Source organism: Sphingobium lactosutens DS20, assembly GCF_000445105.1.
GTDB lineage: Bacteria > Pseudomonadota > Alphaproteobacteria > Sphingomonadales > Sphingomonadaceae > Sphingobium > Sphingobium lactosutens.
The window spans coordinates 125,934-145,988 of sequence record NZ_ATDP01000101.1 but is presented as its reverse complement, the minus strand read 5'-3'; the positions used below and the strand labels follow the sequence as shown (position 1 = coordinate 145,988).

The following is a 20,055-nucleotide window of genomic DNA, read 5'->3' as shown; positions in this document are numbered from 1 at the left end:
GGAAGATGCACGTCGCCTCGAATCCGCACGGCTATCGCGTTCACGACAATGGCCCACCCGCGCCGGCAGCTGTCACGCCGCCTCGCCTTACCCCCACGCAGATGAAGGTCATGCGTTGCGTCCACTCCGGTTTGCTCAACAAGCAGATCGCCTATGAGCTCGGCATGGCCGAAGCGACGGTGAAGGTCCATATGACTGCCCTGATGCGCAAGCTCAACGTGCGCAACCGCACGCAGGTCGCGATCATCGCCAATTCGCTCGCCTGGCTGCCGGACGCCTCCGATCGATCGCCGAGCAAAATGGCTGACTGAAAAGGTCGTTCCGACCTGTTACAGGGCGAAGCAAGGCGCTTGGCGCAACGGGAGAATAAGTCATGGACGGATCGCGACGATCGGCATTGAAAACGGTTGGCGCGGGGTTGGCCCTCTCCGCCATGGGCGCGGGGGCAGCCCGGGCCGCGCAGCGACCGATCGGCTATGCGATAGTCGGGCTTGGCTCTTACGCTACGCGGCAGATCATGCCCAATTTCGCCGGCTGCGAACATGCGCGCTTGGTGGCGCTGGTCAGCGGCACGCCCGAAAAATTGCAACGCTATGGCGAGCAATATAATATCCCGGCGACGCACCGCTACAGCTATGCCAATTATGATCGCATTCGCGACAATCCGGACATCGACGTGGTGTATGTCGTGCTGCCCAACAGCATGCATGCGGAATATAGCATCCGGGCGGCGCAGGCGGGTAAGCATGTCATGTGCGAAAAGCCGATGGCCATATCCGTGGCTGAATGCCAGGCGATGATCGACGCCAGCCGCAAGGCCGGCAAGCTGTTGATGATCGGCTACCGGTCGCGGTTCGAACCCTATAATCGTCTGGCCATTGACCTGGCGCGGCGCGGGCATGTCGGGCCGACGCGCATCATCACCTCTGAACATGGTTTCCCCATCCAGCCCAACCAGTGGCGGCTTGATCGCCCGTTATCGGGCGGCGGGTCGCTGATGGACATTGGCATCTACAGCCTCAACGCAACGCGCTATCTCAGTGGGGAGGAACCCGTGTCGGTCAGCGCGATCGAGGCGACCGACCGGTCCGACCCCCGCTTCCGCACTGTCGAAGACCGGATCAGCTTCCTGCTGCGCTTCCCATCGGGTATCGAGGCGACCTGCGTGTCGAGCTACAGTTCGGCGCATAATGCCTATCGTGTGGTCGGCACCCAGGGCTGGATCGACATGGAGCCGGCAACCCCTTATGAAGGCCATGCCATGCGCATCCGGAAGGACGGTGTTGTCGCTCCGCGCGTCCTCCCTGTCCCGGCCAAGAACCAGTTTGCCGGGCAGCTTGACCATCTTGCGGAATGCATCCTGAATGGCACCACGCCGATCGCGCCGGGAGAAGAAGGCCTCGCCGACCTGCGCGTTATCGAAGCCATTTATCGTTCGGCGGCGGAGGGGCGCACCATCGCCATGACCGCATGATCGGCCGTCGCACGATCCTCGCCGGCTTGGCCACGATTCCGCTCACGTCCATGCTGGCACAAGCGGCGGACGGCATGGCCGCGCCCCGCATTGACCGGCTCGATCCGGCGCTCGATCGCATTCTTGCGCCGGACGCGCAGGTAAAGGTCATCGCGCGTGGCTATCGCTGGGCCGAAGGGCCGGCCTGGGTGCCTCAGGGCGATTATCTGCTGTTCAACGATCCACCGTCCAACATCCTGTATCGCTGGACAAAGGCGCAGGGCGTCACGCCCTTCCTGTCCCCGTCTGGTTTGCAGACAATTGTGCCAGAGGGAATAAGGGAGCCGGGCCTCAACGGCATTGCGATCACGCCTGGCGGCATGTTGGCAGGCGCGGACAGCGGTACGCGCGCCATCGTCCAGATCGACCTGCGCACCAAGCAGCGCACGATCCTGGCGGATCGTTATGACGGCAAGCGTTTCAACAGTCCCAACGACCTGTGCGTCGCGCCGTCCGGGGCCATCTATTTCACCGATCCGCCCTATGGCCTGGCGCAGGCGGACGAATCGCCGCTGCGCGAGCTGGATTTCTGCGGGCTGTTCCGGCTTGATCCCGACGGCGCCGTCACATTGCTCGATCGCAGCCATCGCCGCCCCAATGGCCTTGGCCTTTCGCCCGACGGCGCCACGCTTTATCTGGCGCTGTCCGACGAAAAACGTCCGCAAGTGCAGGCCTATCCGATTGATGCTAAGGGCCAGACGGGCAGCCCCCGTCTGTTCCTGGACCTGCATGCCGAACTTGCCGCGGGCGAGCCGGGATTGCCCGATGGCATGGATGTGGCGCCGGATGGCCATGTCTTTGCGACCGGGCCGGGTGGCGTCCATGTCTGTGCGCCCGACGGCCGACGCCTGGGTGTCATTCGTACGGGCAAGGCGATCGCTAATTGTTGCATCGGGGACATGGGCAAAAGTCTGTTCCTGACGTCCAGCGACATGCTGGCCGTGGTCCCCTTGCGCACATCCTGATTGCCGGACCGCACTGGCCCGTTCCCCTCGACAAGCAAGAGTGATAGCGCTATCAATGCTGATGGACGTAGGTAAGCGGGAACCGCCCGCGCCGTCCGTAGGGGAGAAGATGCCGATGCGCCACCGCAGGAAAGCTCTATGTGCAGCGCTGCTGCTGAGTGTATCAAGCGCCCTTCCTGCCGCCCCCGCGCGGTTCGACCAGTTTCGCTACAGTGGCCAGGCGGATAAAGGCGTCGCGCCGCAAGAGGGCGAATTTCGCAATCCCATATTGGCCGGTTACTATCCCGATCCGTCGGTAACGCGGGTCGGCGACGTCTATTATCTCGTCAACAGTTCCTTTGCGCATTTTCCGGGTCTGCCGGTGTTCACGTCGAAAGACCTTGTGCACTGGACCCAGATCGCCAACGCAATCGACCGCCCCAGCCAGCTCGACTTTACCGGCCGGCGCATCTCGCAGGCCGTCTTCGCGCCTGACATCAGCTGGCACGACGGCCGCTTCTACATCGTCAACACCTGCGTTGAATGCGGTGGCAACTTTGTCATCACAGCAGACGATCCGGCCGGCCCCTGGTCGGACCCTGTCTGGCTCCCCTTCGAAGGCATCGACCCGTCGTTATATTGGGAGGGGGACAAGGCCTATATCGTCAATAACCGCGCGCCCGACGAGCCGCCCCGCTATGACGGCCATCGCGCCATCTGGATCCAGGAATATGACTGGCGCGCCGGCAAGATGGTGGGCGAGAGTACGCAGCTCATCAACGGCGGTGTCGACATCAGCAAAAAGCCCGTGTGGATCGAAGGTCCGCATATTTTCCGCAAGGACGGCTATTATTATCTGACCGCGGCAGAGGGCGGCACCAGCGTCAATCACTCACAGGTCGTGTTGCGCGCCAAATCCCTGCGCGGCCCTTATGTGCCGTTCGACCAGAACCCCATTTTGACGCAGCGCGACCTTGATCCCGCGCGCCCCGACCCCATCGGGTCCGCCGGTCATGCGAAGCTGGTGCAGACGCAAAAGGGCGACTGGTGGGCGACATTTCTGGCGGTCCGGCCCTATGCCGATGATTATTATAATATCGGCCGCGAAACATTCCTGCTGCCCGTGACATGGAAGGACGGCTGGCCGGTAATCTTGCCGAAGGGTGACGCCATTCCCCATACGCTCAAAGCCCCCGACCTTCCCCCGCAATCCGCCCCGGCGCTCCCCACCAGCGGGGACATCGCCTATACCGAAACATTCGATGGCCCCAAGCTGCCGATGCAGTGGATCGGCATTCGCACACCCAAACAGCCCTTCTATCGCCTGAGCAACGGCATGCTGGAACTGGACAGCGGGGCGCCGCTTGGCGACCTCGATGGCGTGCCGGCGTTCATCGGACGGCGGCAGCAACATGTAAACGCCACTTTTTCAACGACGCTACGCTATGTTCCGGAAAAGGATGGCGACCGCGCGGGCCTCGCGGCGGTCCAAAGCGACCGCAGCAACCTCTTCTTCGGCGTGACCCAGATCGCGGGTCGACCGATGGTCGCGCTCTATACCCGTGATGCGGCGGACGCCGATACGCTGGTACGATCCGCCCCCGTCGCGATCGATGGTCCCATCACCCTGACCATTCGCATGACCGGCGGAACGATGGGATTTGATTATACTGTCGGCGGCCATGCTCAAACGCTGGCGGACGATATCGATGCCACCTTGCTCAGCACCAAAAAGGCTGGCGGCTTCGTCGGCACGGTGGTCGGGCCTTATCATTATACGCCCGCGTCATGAGCGGACGGACATGGGCCCACCTCTGCGCGCTGTTGCTGGCCGCCGGCCTCGCTGCCCCGCTGCCCGCGCAAGTCTGGCGCTCGGATCAGGGCGATGGCACCTATCGCAATCCCGTGCTCTACGCCGACTATCCCGATCCCGACATCATCCGGGTTGGGGAAGATTTCTATTTCGTATCGACCACCTTCGCCAATGCGCCGGGCGTCACCATCCTTCATTCGAAGGATCTGGTGAATTGGCGGATCGCAAGCCATGTTGTCGATCGGCTGGATGGCGATCCGCGCTATGATCTGATCCAGGGCAATGCCTATCGCCGGGGCTTCTACGCCGCCAGCCTGCGCTATCATGATGGCCACTTCTACGTCGCGGTCACGCCCGTCGGGCACAAGACCCGCATCTATCGCGCAAAGACGATCGCCGGTCCCTGGACCTACAGCGAATTGGACCGCGAGGCCTTCGATCCTGCCCTGTTCATCGACGATGATGGGACCGCCTATCTTGGCACTTCTATCGGCAGCGACGGCACCGTCACGCTGCTGACGTTGAACAAGGACCTGACCACCGTCACCGCCGCGCGCAAAGCCTATTATAACAAGGGCGCGGAAGGATCGAAGATCATCCGCCACAATGGCTATTATTATCTCTTCAACGCCATACCCGGCAAGCTGGCGATGACCGTATCGCGCGCGCGCAGCCTGTGGGGTCCTTGGGAAACGAAGCCGTCCATCGACGACAGGACCGGGGGCCATCAGGGCGCGATCGTCGATATGCCCGATGGCAGCTGGTATGGTTTCGTCATGGTCGACGCGGGCGCGATCGGCCGCATGACCAATATCAGCCCGATTTTCTGGAAGGATGGCTGGCCCTGGTGGGGAACGCCCGATCGACCCGATGTCGTCCCCGAACGATCGCCCAAACCGATTGCAGGGCATGGCTTTTCCGAACCGCCGTCGTCCGATGATTTTTCGGCCACAAGACTAGGATTGCAATGGCAGTGGAACCATAACCCGGACGACAGCAAATGGTCGTTGACTCAGCGGCCCGGCTTTCTGCGGCTCCACGCCACGCGGTCCGACGGCATCTGGACGGCACGCAATACGCTGACGCAAAAGGCGCAGGGACCGCGCATGCGTGCGATTGCAAAGGTCGATGTGCAGGGCCTCCAGCCGGGCGATCTCTGCGGTTTCGGCAGTTTCGGCAAATATAGCGCGCAACTCTCGGTGGCCGGAGCTACGGGCGGCCAGCGCAGTGTGCGGATGCAGGTCACGGAAAGCACGCAGGACGGTCCGCAAACCAGCGTCCGCGTGCCCGCGCTTTCGCTGGATGCGGCGACGGTTTGGCTGCGTGCCGACCTGGATTTTCAGACCAATCTCGGCCGGTTCGCCTATAGCAGCGACAATCGGCAATGGCGCGATGCAGGTAGCCCCTTTCCGCTCGCTTTCGATTGGCGAACGGGCACCTTTCAGGGTCAGCAGATTGCTCTGTCCTGTTATAATCCGGGTTCTTCCGGAGGCTATATGGACGTCGACAGCGTCACGCTCATGCCGCTGGCTGACGCTATCCAGCCATAGGCACCGGTCGCCTCGCCACATTGCAAGGACCTTGTATGACGTTGCTCCGCTCTGTTCTGCCGCTCACCCTGCTGGTCGCCGGCACAACGCTTTCCGCGCAAAGCCCGGACCCGCTCGCGCCGACCGCGCGGTGGACCGCATACCAGGGCGGCAGCGCCCAATTGCCGCCGATGGGATGGAACAGCTGGAACGCCTTTCTCACCGAAATCGACGAAGAAAAACTGATGGGGTCGGCGCAGCGCATCGTTGACACGGGCCTGGCGAAAAAGGGCTATCGCTACATCAATATCGATGACGGCTGGTGGCTGAAACGCCGCACAAGCGATGGCCGTCTCATCATCCGCGCCGACAAATTCCCGTCCGCGCAGACGGACAAGGGCGATCCAACCTTCCGGCCGCTGACCGACCGGCTGCATCGTATGGGCTTCAAGGCTGGCATCTATTCCGACCTTGGCCGCAACAGCTGCTCCCAGGCTTATTCGGAAGGGCCCGCGCAGCTGCCCGAAGGCAGCGTGGCCGAACGAGAGGTCGGGCTCTATGGCCATAGCGACCAGGATTTGCGCCTGTTCTTCGCGGAATGGGGTTTCGACGCGATCAAGGTCGACGGATGCGGCATCCGCGCCTTCGCCGCCGACGCCCCCCGTGTACGCAGCGGTCAATATCGCGCCCTGCCGCCGCTCATCGACCAGCACAGCGTCGCCCGGTCGAATATCCCGGCTGTCAAGGCGCTGTTCGCCGACATCAATCAGTCGCTCGCCCGCTACAATCCCGACGGCGACTATATGCTCTCGCTCTGTATCTGGGGCAGCGCCAATGTCCGCGCCTGGGGCAAGGATGTCGGCAATATCTCCCGGACCAGCGACGATATCTCGCCGGACTGGAGCCGGATGCTGACCAATTATGACAGCGCTGTGCGTCGGGCTTTCTACGCGCATCCGGGCAGCTGGAACGATCCCGATATGCTGTTCATCGGCAAGGGCGATTTCGATGCCGCGCATCTTACCGAAGCACGGTCGCATTTCGCGCTCTGGGCGATGATGAACGCGCCCCTGCTGATCGGTGCGGACCTGCGCACCGTGCCGCAATCGTTGCTCGACATTTTCGGCAATGGCGACCTTATCGCCATCAATCAGGACGCAGCCGGAAATCAGGCAACGATCGCCTTCGACAGCGACGATCTGCAGATTTTGGTCAAGTCTCTTGCCAATGGTGACAAGGCCGTGGCGCTCTTCAACCGCACTGCGACACCGATGCAGGCCGTGTTGACGGCCGATCATCTGAAATTCAGCGCGGACAAGCCTATCGCGCTCAAGGATATGTGGACCGGCGATGCCAGCCAGTTCTCCGGCGAGCAGGCCTTCGACCTTGAGCCGCACCAGACGCTTGTGTTCAGGGCCACCGGCCAGCGCCAGCTTCGGGACGGTATGTATGTGTCCGAACAACCCGGGCGCGTGAATCCGGCGGTCGACGGCGTCAGCTATCCCGAACCCGATCCGACAATCCATCGATCGATCCCCGGCTGGCGTGGCACGCGCGGCGTGGGCGAACGCCCCCTCTATGCCGGCTGGGGCGGCGCCATGCCGGACGCCACGCCCTATAACCAGCCGCTCGCCATTGCCGGGAAGGCTTTCGGATCGGGCGTTGGGGTGCTCGCAAACTCCCGGCTCGAAATTCGCAATGAGGGCTTCAGCCGCTTCACGGCGCAGGTCGGCGTTGATGATAGCGCGCGCGATGCCGCCCATACCGTGCGCTTTACCGTCTATGGCGATGGTCGCAGACTGGCGAGCGCAAGCACGCGCCGGGGCGAGGCCGCAAAGCCGATCGACGTCGACGTGCGCGGCGTCGCGATCGTCGAACTGGTCGCACAGGCGCCGGACGCCCCTGGCGAGATGCTGCCGGTCAGTTGGGGCGATGCTGCCCTGAGGCGCTGACAGGCGGATCGTCCTGCCTCTCAAGCGCGGCCAGAGCGCGCAAGCCGCGCCGCGCCATCGGGGTGGTCAGCATGGTGCTCGCCAGCGCCATGAGCAACAGGGCGGTGAAGGTGCCGCCGCTGATGACTTGCCGGTCGAGCAGGATGTTGACGAAGATGATCATGATCAGCGCTTTGGTTTGCAACAACCAGCCAATGACGCCAGCTTCCCCGCGCCGCCATTGCAGCCAGTGCCCGGCGACGCGCAGACCGATCAGCTTGCCGCCGACCGCTGCGGCCAGTAGCAGCGCCGCCACCGCGATCAGGTCCACGCCCCCCATGGACCAGGCAGTGCGCAACCCGGTGCTGAGGAAGAAGACAGGCATCACGGTCAGCAACAGCATGTCGCGCAGCCGGTCGAGCGCCTGCGCATCGAACCAGGATCGATCGAGGATCACGCCGGCCAGAAAGGCGCCGACCATGAAATGCAGCCCGGCCCAGTCGGCCGCCAGTCCTGCCGCCGCCAGCCAGACCATCGACGCGCGCAATCGCTCTGCTTCTGCAAGCCGGCGCATCAGGAGGCGGATGCCCGAGGCAACGAAGGGAAAAGCGCAGATGAAGGCAAGCTGGCGTTCCATGCGCGGCCAGTCGAGCAGAATCACCGCCAGCACGGCCCAGATGGCGATATCATCCAGGCTGGCATAGCGCAGCACGCGCTGTCCCAGCGGCGTGCGCAGGATCGCCAACCGCTCCATCAACAGGATCAGGATCGGCAACGCCGTTACCGCGCAAGCCATGCCGATGCCCAGTATCGCCTGCCATGGCGCTCCCTTCGGTCCGATCCAGCCCGGATGCGTCAGGATCGCCGTGCCTGCCGCGCTGCCAAGCGCAAGCGGGGTCAGTAGCGCCATCCCCGCCGTCACCCAACTGTCCCGCCGCGCGGCCCATGCCGCGCCAAGATCAAGCTCAATCCCTGCCAGCCAGACGAACAGCATGACGGCCCATAAAGCGATGCCATTCAGCATGGTGATCGCGGTCGGCGTGAATATCCGTGCATGAAGCACCGGCGCGGCAGCGCCCAGCACAGCCGGCCCCAGCAGCACGCCGACCACAATCTGCACCACCACCAATGGCGCATGATCGGCATCGCCCAACAGCCGCCACGCAATCCATGGCATCCCCATGACAAGCACGAGGATCAGCAGAAATAACTCATTGTCCGTCATGCCCGCCCCAGACCGCCCTCTAACGCCTCACCGCCCGATCGGCATCTCGAATGGCCCGATTGGCAGCGGCGTCCCGTCGAACAGGTTCATGACAGGATAATCGGCCCAGGCATAGCGCACCCGCTCCGCCGGCTTGCCGTCTCCGGTCAGGATGACCTGATCCCCCTGCACCGTCGCGGGAACATAGCGGCAGGATTGGTCGTCCGACCCGCAAAGTTCAAACCCCAGCGCCTGCACCCCGCTTCGCAGGCGCAGCCCACCTTCGACGCCAGAGAAACGAAGGATGACGGTTCCGTCGCCGCCCTTGACCGCACTGGCCGCCTGCGGCCCCGCCCGCGCGATGGGCGCGTCATACGCCAGCGCGCGCATCACCCGCGCCAGCCGCCGCCCCAGTTCCTGCTTCTCGCCCGGATGAATATCGAAGGGATCGCCCAGATCAATGGCCGTCGCCAGTCCCGCATGCTTATCTGCCACGACGGCCTGACGTTGCGCCTCCCGCAGCCGTGCCCAGCCGCTATTCTCCGGCTTCGTAGCCGGCTCGCCATAGCCGGCCAGCTGGACAATCGCAAAGCTGAGGTCCGGTTGCCCGAACTGCCGCCGCCAGTCCGCCATCATCGCCGCCAGTCGATCGGCATAGCCGGGAATGTCGGTGTCGGATTCCCCCTGATACCAGGCGACGCCCTTCAGCTTGATCGCCCCGATCGGCGCGATCATCCCGTTATACAGCGTGCTGGTGCCCGTCACATCGCTCCATGGCACGCGCGGCGCGCCGGGGGGAGACATGCGCGCGACCGCGTAAGCCCAGCCGTCGCCCAGTGACACCGCATCGCCCTGCGCCGGGCGCAACGCCATGTCCGCCGCCGGCCCCAGCAGGCCGCCCTTGGCATAATTGTCGACGACATTGACGATCAGCACATTGCGTCCGGCCTTGAGGATACCCGCCGGCACGTTCAGCGTCGTAGGCTGCCAGGCGCGCGCACCCATGCCGACCGGCTGCCCGTTGATCCAGGCGCGTCCCACATCGTCCAGTGTGCCGAGCGACAGCGCCGCTTCGCCCCTCGCCTGCTCGGCTGTCAAGGTGAAGTCGCGCCGAAACCAGACCATCCCATTATAGTCCGCCAGGCGGGGGACATTCCAATCCTCCCACGCGCCGATCGCCGGCGCGTCGGTCCAATCCATCTTCGCATCCGCCTGCCAGGGCTCCGCGCCGGCGCGATCGCCTGTCGCCGCCCGCCACCAGCCTTCCCATTGCGCGCTCGCAGCCCTTTCGCCCTCCTCCGCGTTGCGGGCGTGAAGCGCCAGCAAGGCGGATTGCGCGCTATTGCCGACCGCCGCCTGCGCGCGTTCGCCCATCCACGGGCTGATCTGCGACCCGCCCCAGCTGCTCGCGATCGCGCCGATCGGGACACCTGCACTCTTGCGCAGGGTGCGCGCCATATAATAGCAGGCGGCCGAAAAGTCGGGGACGCTGTCCGGCCCCGCGGCTTTCCACAGGGGCGTTTGGGCAAAGGTGTCGCGGGGCTGGTCTGCAACGGCGCGAGGGATCGTCATCAACCGAAGCGCCGGATCCGCCGAGCTGCTTATCTGCCCCATCGCGTCCTGTGCATGGCGCACTTCCAGTTCCATGTTGGATTGCCCGGAACAGAGATACACGTCACCCGCCAGCACATTATGCGACACCACGCGACCCGACGGGCTGCGCGCCTCGATGTCGAACGGCTGACCTGTGGTGACGAGAGGGAAGGTCGCCGCAAAGCGACCATCCTTCCCTGCTTTGACCGAACGCTCCGCGCCACCCACAGATACCGTTACCAGCTTTCCGGCTGGCGCGGAACCGGTGATGGTGACGGGCTCGTCCCGTTGAATCACCGCATTGCTCCCAAACATCGGATCGATGCTGAGCAAATTGTCGCCCTGCGCCAAGGCGACCGATGGCATCGCCGCAGCCAAGAGAATTGATATCGTCCGCGCCTTCAGCATCGCCTTCTCCCAAATCCAAGTTTATAAACATGGTATCGCTACCACATCAGCCGTTATCCGCCCCGCAACATGCGCATGACGAGCGCGCGGATACGCCCGTAGTTACCCTCTTTCAGCGGCCCCAATATGCCGTGCCGCTCGGCGGGCAGGTGTGCCAGCGGATGGCCATCCGGCCTGAACACATAATGATCGAAAAAGGCGCGCCACGCCGCCCGTTCCGGCTCCGGCCGCTCGGCAATGGCGATCATCGACAGCAACATCGCAGCATAGGGCGCATCAGGCCCAGCTGCGGACGCATCCCACCAATAATTGGTCAGGATATTGATGCCATCGCGCGCCTTCACGCCGTGCCACCATAATTTGGGCAGATACAATGCATCGCCCGGGTTCAGATCAACGTGAAGCCTGCGCTGCGCTGCGGCCTCGAAACGCGGAAAGCGCTCTTGCGCGTCAGGGTCTATGGCTGCGAGCGATACCGGCTGCCCCGCCATGGTATGGTCGATCGGCCCCACATACAGGTCGCCAATCGCATCGGGCGGATACAGGGTGAAATGCCGCCGCCCCGCAACCGCGATCGCCAGATTGTCGAAACTGTCATAATGGCAGGCAATGTCGGACGCATTGCCGATCCAGAGGCGGGGCCGGACGTTGGGAGGCAGCAGCGCGCAGCCATGATCCTCGGCAAAACCGGGGAAATAGGTGTCGGACGGCAAGGAGCCAATATAGCATGTCTGTGCGCCATCATTCGCGTTCGCCGCAATGCGATCAAGCGCTGCGCCCATCTCGCTGCGCTGACGCGTGAAGTTGAACCCATCTGCTCCCTCTCCATAGGCATAACGCCCGCCCAGCTTTGCATCGGCAACGAAATAGTCGACACTGCCGCCGCTGGCATAGCGTCGCAGATGATCGAGCGCCGCGCCATTGCCGCCGCCCTGCGCCAGACGCACGATCGGCCAGTCCTTGCACAGGCCGCGAATGACGATCGGCTGGCATTGGTCAATCACAGGCCGCAAATCCTCAGGCTGCCGGAATTGCTGGCGCTCTATTTCCTCGATCTGCATGGCACGCTCCAGCCCTGTCAGCCGATCTGGGTCAGTCGGGCATTGCGCCGCCGGGCCATCAAGCCGACATGATGCAGCGAACCGGCCAGGGCGAACGCCGGTTGCAAGAGACCGGAACGAAACAGATCCACCACCGCCGCGTCCGGCAATTCGCTCAGCGCGTCCAGGCTGACCGTATAAAGTCCGTCCAGCCGCAACGTATCACCATCGTCGAACGAGAGGCTGATGTCGACGGGTTCGATCAGGCGATGGGCCAGCATGGCCGCGATGAAAGCGTCCGTCGCAGCCGCCCCGGCCATCAGCCCGCCAATCGCCTTTTGAACGGCGCGCAGCGCTGCGGTTGGCGTCCGATCGGGATGGAAGAGCGCTTCGCTACCGCCCACGGCGAAACGCGGGTGATCCGGGTCGAGCGCAATACTGTCTCCCGATGCAAAGAAGCCTTGCCGGTCGATTTCGAACGGCCGAAATGCCCAGCGGCCATCGGGCGAATCGATCAGCGGTTCGCCCCGTCGAAAACCGGTCAGCGCACCGACATAGAAGGCGCCGCTTTCGGCATGTTTGGAAAAAAATACCGGGCATGCCGCTGCTGCGGTCGCGATTTCACTGATGACAATGCGTACCAGCGGGTCGCTCATAGCATCGCCAGGATGCATGCGTACTGTTGCATGCGTGTCACTATTAAGCAGTTCCAAAGTCATCCTCCCACCTGCGTCCCGCTGCGCCGATCCGCATATTTGCGCGAATTTCGGCCAGTCCGGCAAACATGATCATGGCGCATATAATTTCGCTTGAACAGCAGTTTCGATAGCGCTAACATTTCCATCCTTAAAAAGAAGTATTGGGTGAGGGTGAAGGCCGCCGAACCGGCGGAAAAAATCACCCCGGATAAGACTATGGGATCGTCGCGACGATGGTGTCGCGGCGTTCGGGCGAGATATTGTCTGGACTAGGGGAGGATCATGACGTCAATTCCACTTCGTGCCGCAAACATGCGCACTCGCATCGGCCTGGCCATGACGGCCAGTTGCATGGCTTTGGCCGTCGCCATGCCCGCCTCCGCGCAGCAGGCGGGTCAGGGCGACATTGCCGACGGTGTCAGCACCGCCGATATCGTCGTCACCGGCATTCGCGGATCGCTGCAACGCAATCTCGACATCAAGCGGGAATCCTCGGGCGTCGTCGACGTCATCTCGGCGGAAGATATCGGCAAGTTCCCCGATTCCAACGTCGCTGCGTCGCTTCAGCGCCTGCCCGGCGTATCGATCCAGCGCTCCGGGTCGCGCGGCGAACCGCAGGGCATTTCCGTGCGCGGCTTTGGCGGCGACTTCAACGAAACGCTCATCGACGGACGGCGCCTGTCGACCGCGTCCGGCGGCCGTTCGGTCGATTTCACCACCGTGGGCGCGGACTTTGTCGGGCAGCTGGCGGTCTACAAGACGCCGGAAGTGTCGCTGTCCAGCAGCTCGATCGGCGCCACGCTCAACATTTCCTACCCGAAGCCCTTCGACAAGCCCGGCACGCGCATGGCCTTCACGGCGGCCGGCTCGGTGCAGGATGAAGCGGGCAAGGTCGTGCCGACCATCGGCGGCCTGTTCAGCACCACCTTTGCCGACGATACGATGGGGATTCTGATCGACGCGGTCTATACCCGCCGCGATACGCAGGCGAACCGCGTCTATGTCTCGGGCTGGCAAGGCGGACTTTACCGAGATTGCGCACTGACGCCGGTTTGCACCGATGAGCAACTGGACCAGCCAGGCGACATTGTAGGTTGGTATCCGCAACAATATGGCGCAGACCAGCGCTATACCAAGGATGAGCGCATCGACGGCCGCATCGCCTTCCAATGGCAGCCATCCGACGATGTCGTGCTGACAATCGACGACAATTATTCGCGGCAAAAGGTCGTTACCGATATTTCGGGCTTTGGCATCTGGTTCAGCCAGGATTCCCTACGCAATGTCGAACAGGACAGCAATGGCACGACCATCAACTTCCTGCAGGCCGGATCGCCGACCGACTTCACCGCCGGCACCGATACGTCGGTTCTGGAAACCAACCAGGTCGGCCTGAACGTCAAATGGGATGCGACGGAAAATCTGCAGATCGACGCTGACGCCAGCTATTCCAAGAGCCGGCTCAATCCCGATGGCCAGATCAGCAGCGAAAATGGCGATATCGGCTATGGCGGCCTGATCGGCACGACCCTGGGCGTCCGGGTCAATGGCAACAGCAGCAGCAGCTTTCCTGAACTCACCACCTATGGCCCGGCCGGCAATGAAGCAGCCTGGACCGATCAGGCGATCATTGGATCGCACGTCACCGTCCGCCAGCAGCAGCTCAACAGTGACGAGATCAAGCAATTCCGCCTCGGCGCGACCTGGAAACAGGATGATCTGACGATCAAGCTGGGCGGCCGCTATATGGAGGATGAATTCGCCCTCGAAAACCGCAACACCTTTGCCAATAATTTCTGGCAGGCCTATGCGGGCTATGGCGCACCGTCGGGCCGCGACACTGGCGTGCCCATCCCGGCCAGCCTGATCGACGGCACGATCAGCACCAAAAATTGGCTACCGGGTTTCTCCGGCAATCTCCCGCCCGTGCTGCTCAAATATGACGCCCGCGCCTATCAGCGCTATCTTGAAGGCCTGTGGCAGGGGCCGACCACGCCGGGCTATAATGCGGGCTGTTGCACGGGCTTCAATGGCACGTTCGACCTCGCGCTTGACCCCGGCAGTGTTCAGCGGATCACCGAAAAGAACTGGTCGGCTTATGTCAGCGTCAATTTCAAGGCTGACGTTGCCGGCATGCCCTTCCACTTCAACGCCGGCGCGCGCGAGGAAATCGTCAAGGTGATTTCGCGCGGGATCGGCCGTGTGCCCATCTCGATCACGCCCAGCACCGCGGACCCGACGCTGCTCACGGTCAATTTCTCGGATTCGCAGGCGGTGACGGAAAGCAGCAGCTATTCCTACTTCCTGCCCGCACTGGATATGAAGCTGGAGCTGACCGACAGCCTGCACCTGCGGTTCGACGCGTCGCGCACCATGACGCGGCCGCGCCTCGACTATCTGGGGCCGGTGCTGAACGTCGGCGCGGGGCAGCGTGTCGGCGCGCTGACGGCGACGGGCAACAACCCGTTCCTCAAGCCCTATCTGGCGGACAATTTCGACCTGGGCTTGGAATGGTATTATCAGCCAAACTCCTATGCCGCGGTGAACCTGTTCCTCAAGGACGTGTCCAACTTCATCGTTGCGGGCACCGATCGGCAGACGATCAACGGCGTCATCGACCCGTCGACCGGGCAGGAAGCCGTCTTCACCGTATCGCGGCGCATCAATGGGCCGGAAGCGACCGTCAAGGGCATCGAACTCGCATGGCAGCATGTGTTCGGCGACAGCGGCTTTGGCTTCAACGCCAATGCCACCTTCGTCGAAACCAACAAGCCCTATGACGAAAGCGACCTGTCGCAGAGCGGCTTTGCGGTAACGGGCCTCGCCAATTCGGCCAACCTTGTCGCCTTCTACGACAAGGACGGCATCGAATTCCGCACCGCGGTCAACTGGCGCGACAAATATCTGCTCCAGTTCGGCCAGGCCCAGAATAATTCGGCCTTCGGCGCGGAGCCGACCTTCGTCAATTCCGCCTTGCAGATCGACCTTAGCGGCAGCCTGCGCCTGACCGAGCAATTCAGCCTCTTTGGCGAAGCGCTCAACATCACCAACGAAACCTACAGCACCCACGGCCGCTTCTCCAACCAGCTGCTGGATGTCTATGGCTATGGCCGGCGCTTCACCGCCGGCGTGCGCTACCGCTTCTGACGGTTCTCGCCCTGGAAGGGATGTCGGTTGACATCCTTTCCCTTTTAATGGTCCCACAGACATATGGTCAGACCGGTTAGGAACATCGTGGTCGTCGGCGGTGGCACCGCCGGATGGCTTACCGCGGGCGTCATCGCGGCGCGCCATCGTACCCGCATCGGCCAGGACTTCAGCGTGACGCTGGTCGAATCGCCCAACACCCCGATCATTGGCGTGGGCGAAGGCACCTGGCCCACCTTGCGCGCCACCCTGTCGCGCATGGGCATTTCGGAAACCGACCTGTTTCGGCAATGCGACGCCGCCTTCAAACAGGGCGCCTGGTTCGCGCGCTGGACGGACGGCTCAGCCTCCGACGGCTATTACCACCCGCTCATGCTGCCGCAGAATTTCGGTCAGGTGAACCTTGCCCCGCACTGGCTGGCGCAGGATGGAGACGAGAGTTTTTGCGACGCCGTCTGCGCGCAGGGGCGCATCTGCGATGACGGGCTTGCGCCCAAGACGATAGCGACGGCGGAATATGACGCGCTCGCCAACTATGCCTACCATCTCGACGCTGGCAAGTTCGCGCCCTTTCTCCAGCGCCACTGCTGCGAGAAACTGGGCGTTCGTCATGTCCTGGCCGATGTCGAGCAGGTAGTCCTGCACGATGATGGCGACATTGCCGCTGTCCGCACGACACAGGCCGGGCTGGTGGAAGGCGACCTGTTCGTCGACTGCACCGGCTTCAAGGCATTGCTGATCGAGGGCGCGATGGGCGTGCCCTTCCGCGACTGCAACGACGTCCTCTTCTGCGACACGGCGCTTGCAATGCAGGTGCCCTATGCCGCGCCCGACAGCCCGATCGCATCGCACACCATTTCCACCGCGCAAAGCGCCGGCTGGATCTGGGACATCGGCATCCAGACGCGGCGCGGCGTCGGTCATGTCTTTTCCAGCAGCCATATCACGGACGAGCAAGCCGAACGCGAACTGCGCGCCTATGTCGGCCCGGCCAGCGACGGGCTAACCGCGCGCAAGATCAAGATACGCTCGGGCCACCGCGAAACCTTCTGGAAGCGCAACTGCGTCGCGGTCGGCCTTGCTGCCGGATTCCTAGAGCCGCTCGAAGCGTCGGCAATCGTCCTCATCGAATTGTCGGCCAAGATCATCGCCGAACAAATGCCCGCTTGCCGCGAAGTGATGGACATCATCGCATCGCGCTTCAACGCGACGACCCACTATCGCTGGGGCCGGATCATCGATTTTCTCAAGCTCCATTATGTGCTGACGCAGCGTACCGACAGCGATTTCTGGCGCGACAATGTGCGTCCCGAAACCATGCCGGATCGCCTGCGCGAACTGCTGCATCTCTGGCGCTATCAGTCGCCCTGGTTCCATGATGAATTTGATCGCGCGGAGGAGGTGTTTCCCGCCGCCAGCTATCAATATGTCCTCTACGGCATGGGATTTCGCACGCAGATTCCGCCAGCAGCCCTGGGGCGCGACGCCCATCTCGCCAGCCGGGCGATGCGGGAAAATGCGGCCGCGACCGCGCGGTTGCGCGCCGGCCTTCCGCGCCACCGCGACCTAATCGACCGGATCGTCTCGCACGGCCTGCAGCCGGTCTGACCGGCCACAGTCGCCCTTTCATTCTGTCCGCCGACTGGCGCTAGCGGCCGCATTGGCCAGTTCGATCCAGGCCGCGCCCTCGGGGATGACATATTCATTTTCGCCCCAGAAGAAGGGCCAATCCTCGTGATTTTCGGGAAAATCGGGTTTGACGATCAACACGCCGGGCACCACGCCGCCCGCGATGAAGGAGAAGTCCGCGCGGTTATTGCCGTAGGCGACTTCCTTTGACCGCGCGCCCACGCCCGACACGAAACTGATGTCCGAACCGGGATGATGCCCGGTCAGGAATGCGACCCCGCGATACATTGCGTCGCTGCCGACAATCTCTGGAAAGGCGCGATGCAGGGCATCGGCGATCAGCGCATGGCCGAGCACCGTGCCCGATCCCGCCCAGCCTCCGGTGGTGATCGGCACTCCGAAAGGATTGGCCTTGGCCACCGCCGCGCTCTGCGCCTGCCATTGGCGCACGGCCGGGACCATCGCCGCGCGATAGGCTGCGGGCATATGGGGTATCGCCGCCACTGCCGTCTGCGCATTGGCGGCGAAATGCGGTTCTATCTTGGGCCACAAGTCCATAACTACATTGGCATAGATCGGCTTGTTCGTAGTCCGCAGCAATTCGACGGCCGCGCCGAACATTTCGGCCTCCAGCGGCCCGCCCGTGGTATTGCCGTGACGGAACAGGTCCGGCGCCTGGCTCTGCTCCTGTGCCCAGACCCGCTCCGCCATGGCAAGCGCGCGCTGCGCCAGCGCGTCATCCTGTCCGGCAAGCACCCGCGCCGCCGCCGCCAGCCCGGCGATTGACCCATAATTCAACGCCGACGATTTGCTGGTAAAGGCCCAGCGATCGTCCGGCGTGCCGCTCCGGCCATCGCGCACCTGCCCGCTTTTCAGCGCGGGATCATAAGGAAGGCCGTCGGTCTTCGTCACGGCGTCGCCCAGATGCGTGTACTGCGCCACATCCGGTTCGACGATGCCATGGATCGCATGGCCCACCGCATCGAATTGCGCCAGCAACTGCAACGTCCCGTGGCCGACCTGCTGCACGATGTCGGGCTTGCCGTCGGGCACATGCATTTCCACATGCCGCCGCGCCTGATCGACGCTCACCGTATCGCGTGTCAGGCCATAGCGTTCGGCTGCATCGGCCAGCGACCGGATGACCTGATATTGGGATTGGGTCCGAATGTCGAAATCGCCCGCATCATACCATCCCCCGACATTGAGCCCTGGAATATGCTCGCCCGGCGCAAAGCGCGTGTCGGTGGTCGGCCCCTGGCGATAGAGGTCGATATGCTCATGATCGACCGGCGCTTGCCGCGCATCGTCGCGATGGGAATCCCCATGCCATGTGCGATAGGCCTCGTTGACCGACATATGATCCATCGCGACCGGGAAATAGACGTCATTGGTCGGGTGCCAGGCATCGTCATAGACATGGGCATCGATCCGGAACGGCGCCGTACGCACATCGCCATATTCCAGCATATAAAGGCCCGCTTCGCGCACCGCGCTGAAATCCAGTTGCAGATAATGATAACGAAGATAATCGCCCCATTCCTGCGCGCTTTTCGTCAGCACAGGCTGCGTCGCCCCATCGGCGCCGACACGCAACAATGTGACCGGCGGCCGTCTTTTGTCCTTCCGGTCCAGTTCGACCGTCGCGATCTTGGGCGCGTCAGGCGCATAGCCCAGCTGCGAATGCGCGATCACCGGCGTGCGCAGCCAGGCGGGGTCGGCCTGCGGCGTGATCGTCCATTGCAGCACCGTGCCCGTTCGGCCTGCGGGCAGGATCGATCGCAGGACGAACCATCCATTTTGCGCCTGGTTACGCCCGTCATACAGGGCGATGGGCTGGTCGCTCTGGACCATGACCCTTTTCGCCGCATCTTCTGGCGACAGGACGAACCGACGACCCTGAGCGATCGGCAACGGCTCTGCGCCCGGCCCTTCGCTGCGGCCGCTCGCGGCGTTGCGGTCCGGGGTGCGCGTCATGTCGCTGGCGGGATAGAGCGGAAACAGCCCGCTTTGCCCATCGGCCATATAGGCGTGATGAAAATAGGCCGACGGCAGGAATTCCAGATTGAAACCGGCCTTCCCGACCAGCGACGCAGGCAGCGGCTTGTCCAGGATCACCTGCACCTGCAGGGCATGGCCCTGACGCTCGGCCCGCACGCTATAGCTGAAATCCTGCGCGGCGTAGCGCAACTGCGTTTCGATAACGCCGGCCTTGGCATCGACCTTGCGCTCGACCAACGCAGCCGCTGGATCCCATTGTCCCGGCGTCGCGGACAGCCTGACATCGCCATTGGTGGCACTGCGAACGCCGCGCTGGATGATTTCCACTCCGCCGATCTTCGCGTCGGCGAACAGACCGTCATACCAGTTGGAAAAGGCCAGGATGTTGACCGCCGGCGCTTCGAAATAGCCCCTGTCATTGATCTGCAAGCCTTCCGGCGCGCCCGCCTGCGCGCTTGCAGGGCCGCTCATCATGACCGCGACGAAGGCCGCCAGCGAACCCATGGTCTGTCTCATATCATCCCCTCATGATTGCGCTATCACATCTTGGCAGCACTTTATCTAAAGTCATTCTGTCATTTGAATTGCGACCGTTCAATGGCGAA

13 protein-coding genes are annotated in these 20,055 nt (G+C 63.1%); 8 read left to right on the top strand and 5 right to left on the bottom strand.

Features of this window, described 5'->3' with window-relative positions:
* The first annotated feature begins 5 nt into the window (after positions 1 to 5).
* From RLDS_RS0128580 to RLDS_RS46560, 6 genes are all read left to right on the top strand, one after another.
* Complete coding sequence (locus tag RLDS_RS0128580) at positions 6 to 311, top strand: response regulator transcription factor (RefSeq protein WP_021227312.1); 306 nt, start codon at positions 6 to 8, stop codon at positions 309 to 311.
* Positions 312 to 373: 62 nt separating this feature from the next.
* Entirely contained in the window at positions 374 to 1,474 is a 1,101-nt protein-coding gene (locus tag RLDS_RS46580; protein WP_031298657.1) for a Gfo/Idh/MocA family protein, read from the top strand.
* Positions 1,471 to 2,478 (top strand): SMP-30/gluconolactonase/LRE family protein, encoded by a 1,008-nt coding sequence (locus RLDS_RS46575; RefSeq protein WP_021227310.1) that lies wholly within the window; start codon positions 1,471 to 1,473, stop codon positions 2,476 to 2,478. The genes RLDS_RS46580 and RLDS_RS46575 overlap by 4 nt, the downstream gene beginning before the upstream one ends.
* 115 nt (positions 2,479 to 2,593) lie before the next feature.
* Entirely contained in the window at positions 2,594 to 4,249 is a 1,656-nt protein-coding gene (locus RLDS_RS46570; RefSeq protein ID WP_031298655.1) for a glycoside hydrolase family 43 protein, read from the top strand.
* On the top strand, positions 4,246 to 5,820 hold the full coding sequence (locus RLDS_RS46565; protein WP_031298654.1) for a glycoside hydrolase family 43 protein: 1,575 nt from the start codon (positions 4,246 to 4,248) through the stop codon (positions 5,818 to 5,820). Before RLDS_RS46570 ends, RLDS_RS46565 begins: the two co-directional genes overlap by 4 nt.
* Positions 5,821 to 5,855: 35 nt before the next feature.
* Positions 5,856 to 7,751 carry an NPCBM/NEW2 domain-containing protein gene (locus RLDS_RS46560; RefSeq protein WP_021227307.1) on the top strand — a complete coding sequence of 632 codons (1,896 nt, stop codon included), beginning with the start codon at positions 5,856 to 5,858 and terminating at the stop codon, positions 7,749 to 7,751.
* Here RLDS_RS46560 and RLDS_RS46555 read toward each other — a convergent pair.
* Genes RLDS_RS46555 through RLDS_RS46540 form a run of 4 tightly spaced genes read right to left on the bottom strand, consistent with a single transcriptional unit; the run spans position 7,720 to position 12,694 of the window.
* On the bottom strand, positions 7,720 to 8,955 hold the full coding sequence (locus RLDS_RS46555) for a cation:proton antiporter (protein ID WP_021227306.1): 1,236 nt from the start codon (positions 8,953 to 8,955) through the stop codon (positions 7,720 to 7,722). The genes RLDS_RS46560 and RLDS_RS46555 overlap by 32 nt on opposite strands.
* Positions 8,956 to 8,982: 27 nt before the next feature.
* Complete coding sequence (locus RLDS_RS46550) at positions 8,983 to 10,935, bottom strand: sialate O-acetylesterase (RefSeq protein ID WP_021227305.1); 1,953 nt, start codon at positions 10,933 to 10,935, stop codon at positions 8,983 to 8,985.
* A 53-nt stretch (positions 10,936 to 10,988) separates the two neighbouring features.
* Positions 10,989 to 11,996, bottom strand: coding sequence for a cupin-like domain-containing protein (locus tag RLDS_RS46545; protein WP_021227304.1), 1,008 nt, complete (start codon positions 11,994 to 11,996; stop codon positions 10,989 to 10,991).
* A gap of 17 nt (positions 11,997 to 12,013) precedes the next feature.
* On the bottom strand, positions 12,014 to 12,694 hold the full coding sequence (locus RLDS_RS46540) for a SapC family protein (RefSeq protein WP_031298653.1): 681 nt from the start codon (positions 12,692 to 12,694) through the stop codon (positions 12,014 to 12,016).
* 261 nt (positions 12,695 to 12,955) lie between these two features.
* Between RLDS_RS46540 and RLDS_RS46535 the strand changes: the two genes are divergently transcribed.
* Together RLDS_RS46535 and RLDS_RS46530 are read left to right on the top strand one after the other, a co-directional pair.
* The gene (locus tag RLDS_RS46535; protein WP_031298651.1) at positions 12,956 to 15,820 is read left to right on the top strand and encodes a TonB-dependent receptor; all 2,865 of its coding nucleotides are present in this window, start codon (positions 12,956 to 12,958) and stop codon (positions 15,818 to 15,820) included.
* Between the two features lie 63 nt (positions 15,821 to 15,883).
* Positions 15,884 to 17,428: a tryptophan halogenase family protein gene (locus RLDS_RS46530; protein ID WP_031298649.1), complete on the top strand. Its 1,545-nt coding sequence runs from the start codon at positions 15,884 to 15,886 to the stop codon at positions 17,426 to 17,428.
* 18 nt (positions 17,429 to 17,446) lie between these two features.
* On the opposite strand, the gene RLDS_RS46525 is transcribed toward RLDS_RS46530, so the two are convergent.
* On the bottom strand, positions 17,447 to 19,966 hold the full coding sequence (locus RLDS_RS46525) for a glycoside hydrolase family 9 protein (protein WP_021227299.1): 2,520 nt from the start codon (positions 19,964 to 19,966) through the stop codon (positions 17,447 to 17,449).
* Between the last annotated feature and the right edge of the window lie 89 nt (positions 19,967 to 20,055).

Bases quoted from the DNA above. Each gene is read 5' to 3' on its own strand.
- RLDS_RS0128580 (WP_021227312.1), top strand. From the start codon at position 6: ATGCACGTCGCCTCGAATCCGCACGGCTATCGCGTTCACGACAATGGC.
- RLDS_RS46560 (WP_021227307.1), top strand. From the start codon at position 5,856: ATGACGTTGCTCCGCTCTGTTCTGCCGCTCACCCTGCTGGTCGCCGGC.
- RLDS_RS46525 (WP_021227299.1), bottom strand. From the start codon at position 19,966: ATGAGACAGACCATGGGTTCGCTGGCGGCCTTCGTCGCGGTCATGATG.
- RLDS_RS46580 (WP_031298657.1), top strand. From the start codon at position 374: ATGGACGGATCGCGACGATCGGCATTGAAAACGGTTGGCGCGGGGTTG.
- RLDS_RS46565 (WP_031298654.1), top strand. From the start codon at position 4,246: ATGAGCGGACGGACATGGGCCCACCTCTGCGCGCTGTTGCTGGCCGCC.
- RLDS_RS46540 (WP_031298653.1), bottom strand. From the start codon at position 12,694: ATGACTTTGGAACTGCTTAATAGTGACACGCATGCAACAGTACGCATG.
- RLDS_RS46535 (WP_031298651.1), top strand. From the start codon at position 12,956: ATGACGTCAATTCCACTTCGTGCCGCAAACATGCGCACTCGCATCGGC.
- RLDS_RS46570 (WP_031298655.1), top strand. From the start codon at position 2,594: ATGCGCCACCGCAGGAAAGCTCTATGTGCAGCGCTGCTGCTGAGTGTA.
- RLDS_RS46545 (WP_021227304.1), bottom strand. From the start codon at position 11,996: ATGCAGATCGAGGAAATAGAGCGCCAGCAATTCCGGCAGCCTGAGGAT.
- RLDS_RS46555 (WP_021227306.1), bottom strand. From the start codon at position 8,955: ATGACGGACAATGAGTTATTTCTGCTGATCCTCGTGCTTGTCATGGGG.
- RLDS_RS46575 (WP_021227310.1), top strand. From the start codon at position 1,471: ATGATCGGCCGTCGCACGATCCTCGCCGGCTTGGCCACGATTCCGCTC.
- RLDS_RS46550 (WP_021227305.1), bottom strand. From the start codon at position 10,935: ATGCTGAAGGCGCGGACGATATCAATTCTCTTGGCTGCGGCGATGCCA.
- RLDS_RS46530 (WP_031298649.1), top strand. From the start codon at position 15,884: ATGGTCAGACCGGTTAGGAACATCGTGGTCGTCGGCGGTGGCACCGCC.